At 62.7% G+C, this 1,170-nt stretch carries 1 protein-coding gene; it reads right to left on the bottom strand.

Translation table 11 applies throughout. The features are described from left to right. On the bottom strand, positions 1-1,170 hold a 1,170-nt coding region (gene tuf / locus M3I56_RS40585), incomplete at its 5' end, for an elongation factor Tu (RefSeq protein ID WP_028206510.1).

Raw genomic sequence — 1,170 nt, forward strand, 5'->3', positions numbered from 1 at the left:
TTACTCGATGATCTTCGCAACCACGCCGGCGCCGACGGTACGGCCACCTTCGCGGATTGCAAAGCGCAGACCTTCTTCCATCGCGATCGGAGCGATCAGCTTCACCGTGATCGACACGTTGTCGCCCGGCATGACCATTTCCTTGTCCTTCGGCAGCTCGATCGAGCCCGTCACGTCCGTCGTACGGAAGTAGAACTGCGGACGGTAGTTGTTGAAGAACGGCGTGTGACGGCCGCCTTCGTCCTTGCTCAGCACGTACACTTCAGCCGTGAAGTGCGTGTGCGGCGTGATCGAACCCGGCTTGGCCAGCACCTGGCCACGCTCCACGTCTTCACGCTTCGTGCCGCGCAGCAGGATACCCACGTTGTCGCCTGCCTGACCCTGGTCGAGCAGCTTGCGGAACATTTCCACGCCCGTGCAGGTCGTCTTCACCGTCGGCTTGATACCGACGATTTCGATTTCCTCGCCGACCTTGACGATGCCGCGCTCGACGCGACCCGTCACCACCGTGCCGCGACCCGAGATCGAGAACACGTCTTCCACCGGCATCAGGAACGCGCCGTCAACCGCACGCTCCGGCGTCGGGATGTACGTGTCCAGTGCGTCGGCCAGGTTCATGATCGCCACTTCACCCAGTTCGCCCTTGTCGCCTTCCAGCGCCAGCTTGGCCGAACCCTTGATGATCGGCGTGTCGTCGCCCGGGAAGTCGTACTTCGACAGGAGCTCGCGCACTTCCATTTCGACCAGCTCGAGCAGCTCGGCGTCGTCGACCATGTCGCACTTGTTCAGGAACACGATGATGTAAGGCACGCCAACCTGACGGGCGAGCAGGATGTGCTCACGCGTTTGCGGCATCGGGCCGTCAGCGGCCGAGCACACCAGGATGGCGCCGTCCATCTGTGCCGCGCCCGTGATCATGTTCTTCACGTAGTCAGCGTGGCCCGGGCAGTCGACGTGTGCGTAGTGGCGGTTAGCCGTTTCGTACTCGACGTGCGCGGTGTTGATGGTAATACCACGTGCCTTTTCTTCCGGCGCTGCGTCGATCTGGTCGTACGCCTTCGCCTCGCCGCCGAACTTCGCGGTCAGAACCGTCGTGATCGCTGCCGTCAGCGTGGTCTTGCCGTGGTCAACGTGACCGATCGTGCCCACGTTCACGTGCGGCTTGGTCCG

It is taken from the genome of Paraburkholderia sp. CNPSo 3281 (assembly GCF_024206515.1).
In the GTDB taxonomy this organism is placed as follows: Bacteria; Pseudomonadota; Gammaproteobacteria; order Burkholderiales; family Burkholderiaceae; genus Paraburkholderia; species Paraburkholderia nodosa.